We start from the raw sequence: 5,124 nt of genomic DNA, 5'->3' as shown, positions 1-5,124 counted from the left end.
CAATCAATTTCCTCGGGTTTGTAGCTATCTCTTTTTCCGTACTTAACCGCAAGCCTTGGTGGAAGCTCTCTTGCGACAGATTTGATAATGTTCTTTTTCGTCCACTGAAACATTTTTTCTCCTTGTGACATAACGCCAAATTAAGGTGTGAACAACGCTAACATCTTACCTAACGCATTGTGCCATAAACGCTAAACTAGCTTGAAGTGAAAGCGCCGAGCGTTGTGAATCACTCTTAAATTTATTGTTAGCTTTTTGAATTTTTAGACATTATGGTACCTATAGATACTGCCATTAAGACAAAACCTATTACTACTTCAAGCATCACAACTATTTTAGCAAGTATAGTTTTTGGTAACATTTCACCAAACCCCAGAGTACTTATAGTAACAACACTAAAATATAAGCAATCAACTATAGTTTCGATAGGGGGGATTATAGTAACCACTCGAAACATACCATGAAGCTCAAAATCCACATTATTTTTACTAAAGTCTATTGCGTGAATTCCATCGATTGCCAGGTTCCCACTAAAGGCCTGAAGATAATAATAAAAAACTGCGAAAGAAAATATACAAAGCAAAAGCGATTGTAAAATCAAAAGAACTTTTTTATCAACTTCTAGTAATCTTGAGTGTTTGGCTAGAGTAACAAGATTCAAATATATAAAATGAAAAAATAGCACCAACAATATCATTATTGTAACAATGGTGTGAATTACCTCTATAGCGAACACGTCTATATCTGTGTATATAAGGGGAAGCAATAATAGTATTAAAAACCCGCTAGCTACAACCGATAAGAAAGCATATACAAAAAATAACGGTATAAGAAAGGCTGGGTGATTCGGTTGCGAATCTGCCTTAAACGCTTTGTTAGGCAAGATTTCCGTGTGCTCACTAACTTGATTTGATACAGAATACCTTAAATATCATAAGCAACCAATTACCCACTGATTTTTTGTGATTCAAGAACCACTGAAGTCGCTATGTTACAGCCGAGATTTCAGCAACTTCGAAATACGACTTGTCAGCAACAAAGTAGCTTTTGAACCTGAGAAGCTCAAAGCTGAGAACTGGCAAAAAAACGAAAGCTTAGATTAGCTTGCCCTTTCCACACTTTAAGCCAGTGAAACTCACCACCAACCACCACTGAAACCCAATGAGGCAACACACGAACTTTGGCTTGTTTTACGGTTGGAGAGGTTCGAGGATTTGAGCCGACAATACCGAATTGCCGACTTAGAAAAACAGATGGTTTGAGGGAGCAAGAAAATTAGAACAAAGAACTTTTCTGCTCTTTGCCTAACGCCGCGTTAAGTAGTGAGCAACGCAGACCACCAAACCTAAACCATTGTGCTGTAAACACAAAACTCAAAGCAAACCGAAAATGCCAAGCGTTGGGAATCTGTCTTAAACGCTTTGTTATACGTTTTTTACCACTTAGGAACCATACTCAATGCACTGTGTATTTGGTCTCTGGCAATATCACCGAATAAGTGAGTTTTTGCCATAAGCATATTGACAGCAGCACCGTTTGAAGCTGTTTGTTTACGAATACGTTCTTTAGCTGCAAATGCAGATTTTTGACGTTTGTAGACATCTTCCCACCAATCTCTACCGTGCTTCTTAAGTAAGCTAGCTTTGATAGACTTGAAACGTTGTCTACTGTTGCTACCCTCACCGGAAGCTAACACACTTGCCCATATCATGCGCTTTTGCAGATCATTTGGAAGCCAGTTTTGCTTTTGAAGATCTGAGATAACCTCGGGATGAAGATAGAGAGTATTCTCTGATACTTTTCTGGCAATCCACAACGATTGAGCGCGCTCGAACGCTGCTTTCTTCTCTTGGGAACTGTAACCTTGGCAATGCTGCTTCCAAGTTTCCAGCTCATCAATTGAAGCTAATTTCTGAACTAGTTCTTCCAATGTCAAATCCTCCGGAAACGTATAACGCCGCGTTAAGTAGTGAGCAGCGCGACCACCAAACTCAACCACTGCGCCATAAACACTGAAGCCGATTCGAAGTGAAACCACCAAGCGTTGCGAATCTGCCTTAAACGCTTTGTTAGGCAAGATTTCTGCGTGCTCACTAACTTGATTTGATACAGAATACCTTAAACATCATAAGCAACCAATTACCCACGGATTTTTTGTGATTCAATAACTACCGAAGCCACTATGTTATAGCTGTGGTTTCAGCGAACTCTGAATACGAAATAGCAACAACGACATTGCTTTTGGAACGCTTAGATTCAAATCTGCGAACTATCAGCTTTCAAGACAGCACCGATTAACTAGCCCTTTCCACACTTTGAGTCAGTGAAAGCCACAACAGGGCAACGCTAAAAAACAATGAGGCAACCAATGAAGTTTGGCATGTTTTACGGGTGGAGTGATTCAAGAATTGGAGCCGACAATGCTGAATTGCCGACTTAGAAAAGCAGATAGCCAAAGGAAGAAAAGAAGAATAGCAATGAGAAACTCACCGTACCTTGCCTAACGCCGCGTTAAGTGGTGAGCAACGCATGCCACCTTACTTAAGGCATTGTGCCGTAAACACTTAAGCCTAATCAAACTGAAAACGCCAAGCGTTGGGAATCCGTCTTAAACGCTTTGTTATGTTCGGACTTTTCAGTGTGATCAGCCTTTTAGATACTTATGGTTAAACCAAAAATAGTACAAGCCAAACACAGTCCCAATAGGTATAAATAACAACCAAGCAAAGGATGTTTTAAAGCAGACCCCGTAAGCCCAGCTTCGTTCTTTCAATAAGAAGAACCCGCCAAATGATGATAAAAAGAAAATCGCCCCGATAAGGAAATTGCCCAAAAAAGTCAAGATGGTATCCGGGCTTAAATTACCTAAATTATTCAATGTGGTAGCGATCAGAATGAACCCTAAAAAGGCACCAAAAACGAAATAAACCCAGCCTAATACTTTTCTATGTGTGTGCATTTTCCCTCCTAGAACATAACGCCCAATTAAGTAGTGAGCAACGCTACCACCTACCTAGACCATTGTGCCTTAATCACTAAAGCCGACTCAAACCCAAAATGCCGAGCGTTGCGAATCTGCTTAAATTGTTTGTTAGGCGCGCAGTTGAATTCAGGCGCTGATCTCTACATTGTTTCGCACATAAGTTGGAATAGACAACTGTTCATCTAAATCCCTGAATTGTGGTTGCTTAGGCATAGTTTCAATTATCAGATTTAACTCTTCAAAACTTATACCTACAACTCGACAAGCTGTCATCAACCCATTGATAAAACACTTTTTGTCACGCTTTCTTTGCTGCTCATTTGCAGGAATTGATGAGTATAACTCGCATTCTTTCTTTAAGATGGTTAGAAGTTCTTCTTTTGATGTTTCCATACATAAACTCAATTACTAAGTACTTTGGACATATTATCGATGATTTAAGATAAAACTTCCAAAAACTGAGCTTACGTTTTTACCAAAGAGCCTAACGCCGCGTTAAGTAGTGAGCAGCGCGACCACTAAACGAAACCTCTGCGCCATAAACACTGAAGCCGATTCGAAGTGAAACCGCCGAGCGTTGCGAATCTGCCTTAAACGCTTTGTTAGGCAAGATTTCCGTGTGCTCACTAACTTGATTTGATACAGAATACCTTAAACATCATAAGCAACCAATTACCCACGAATTTTTTGTGATTCAAGAACTACCGAAGCCACTATGTTATCGCTGTGGTTTCAGCGAACTCTGAATACGAAATAGCAACAACGTCGTTGCTTTTAGGACGCTGAGATTCAAATCTGCGAACTATCAGCTTTCAAGACAGCACCGATTAACTTGCCCTTCCACACTTTGAACCATTGAAACTCGCAACCGACCAACGATAAAAAACAATGAGGCAACCCATGAAAATTGGCATATTTTACGGGTGGAGTGATTCAAGAATTGGAGCCGACAATGCTGAATTGCCGACGTGGAAAAACGGATAGCCAAAGGAAGCAAAGAAGAATAGAAATGAGAAACTCACCATACCTTGCCTAACGCCGCATTAAGGTGTGAGCAACGCTACCACGAAACTTAACCAGACCACCGTAAACACTAAAACCCAACGACGGAATGCAAAATGCCATGCGTTGGGAATCACTCTTAAATGCTTTGTTAGGGCACTAATTGTTGATGGAGGAACATCCGTAATGTGCACGGCAAACTGTGTTCAGGCTCTTGGTCTATATGGACAACATCATCAACGACATAGCCAATTGTGATATCTAGTGCAGCTGAAATTGTATGAACAAATGAAACGTCAGTAAAACTACCAAATGAAGAGCTATTAACTGCAAATGCTTTACCAGTACTCATATCAAAGACAGGTCCACCACTAGCACCCCCACGTAAGTGCATTGAGGTTTGGTAACATGGTGCAATATCTGTGTAGTCTCCACGCCCTTGAGGAAAATACTCTACGACTTCACCTTCATAGAACCCTGTATTTAATGACACCGTATTATCCTGAATTATGCTAGTAGGGTATGCATAAGTACAGATTTTACTTCCTACTTCCATTACATTATCTGATATTGAAACCACCGCATTGCGTAATATTGCAGTTCCTTCATGCATCATAAAGTTTTGATCCATGGGTGCACTTTCAGGTTTAACCCCTGTTTTGCACTTACCTACACAAATGTCAGACTCTTCATGTAACCATACTTTTTGAATCGGTCTATAATGGTATGAACCATCTCCCATTATTTGGAAAACTGTGATTGGTGCAATTAAGTTGCCTTTTTCATCTAAAACGTCTGTTAAGACGTGTTTAGCGGTAATAAACCAACCATCATATGCAATAAAAAAACCACTACCCAAGAACTCGACCTTTCCGTCTGAACCAAAATGTGATTTTTTTAAAATTGGGAATATAGCCCTTTCTGGCGTATCTACCTGATTTCCACCAGCATCAGCAAAGCCAAAAGTTCCAGTTTGAGCTCGCCCAACGAGCGCTTCTTTTCTTTCTAACATACTATAACCTTTTGGTTGTGCCCTAACGCCGCGTTAAGTAGTGAGCAACGCTACCACAAAACCTAAACCACTGCGCCGTAAACACCAAAACTCGACTTGAACTGAGAATGCCGAGCGTTGCGAATCT

General features: G+C 40.4%; 5 protein-coding genes. All 5 read right to left on the bottom strand.

What is annotated here, in order from left to right; translation table 11 throughout:
- Window positions 1-247 precede the first annotated feature (247 nt).
- The 5 genes from F0231_RS21280 to F0231_RS20440 all read right to left on the bottom strand — a co-directional run bounded on the left by F0231_RS21280 (window position 248) and on the right by F0231_RS20440 (window position 4,997).
- A complete protein-coding gene (locus F0231_RS21280) occupies window positions 248-736 on the bottom strand; it encodes an ion channel (RefSeq protein ID WP_171761520.1) in 489 nt (162 codons plus the stop codon).
- 699 nt (window positions 737-1,435) lie between these two features.
- Window positions 1,436-2,077 (bottom strand): hypothetical protein, encoded by a 642-nt coding sequence (locus F0231_RS20455; protein ID WP_253825838.1) that lies wholly within the window; start codon window positions 2,075-2,077, stop codon window positions 1,436-1,438.
- Between the two features lie 567 nt (window positions 2,078-2,644).
- Window positions 2,645-2,959: a hypothetical protein gene (locus F0231_RS20450; RefSeq protein WP_171761519.1), complete on the bottom strand. Its 315-nt coding sequence runs from the start codon at window positions 2,957-2,959 to the stop codon at window positions 2,645-2,647.
- A gap of 150 nt (window positions 2,960-3,109) precedes the next feature.
- On the bottom strand, window positions 3,110-3,376 hold the full coding sequence (locus F0231_RS20445; protein ID WP_171761518.1) for a hypothetical protein: 267 nt from the start codon (window positions 3,374-3,376) through the stop codon (window positions 3,110-3,112).
- A gap of 760 nt (window positions 3,377-4,136) precedes the next feature.
- Window positions 4,137-4,997, bottom strand: coding sequence for a serine protease (locus F0231_RS20440; RefSeq protein ID WP_171761517.1), 861 nt, complete (start codon window positions 4,995-4,997; stop codon window positions 4,137-4,139).
- Window positions 4,998-5,124 lie beyond the last annotated feature (127 nt).

It is taken from the genome of Vibrio sp. RE86 (genome assembly GCF_013114545.1).
GTDB lineage: Bacteria > Pseudomonadota > Gammaproteobacteria > Enterobacterales > Vibrionaceae > Vibrio.
Note: the sequence above shows the minus strand (reverse complement) of the source record. Positions and strands in the feature narration are given on the sequence as shown.

Excerpts from the sequence above, each read along its gene's own strand:
- F0231_RS20450 (WP_171761519.1), bottom strand. The coding sequence starts at position 2,959 with ATGCACACACATAGAAAAGTATTAGGCTGGGTTTATTTCGTTTTTGGT.
- F0231_RS20445 (WP_171761518.1), bottom strand. The coding sequence starts at position 3,376 with ATGGAAACATCAAAAGAAGAACTTCTAACCATCTTAAAGAAAGAATGC.
- F0231_RS20440 (WP_171761517.1), bottom strand. The coding sequence starts at position 4,997 with ATGTTAGAAAGAAAAGAAGCGCTCGTTGGGCGAGCTCAAACTGGAACT.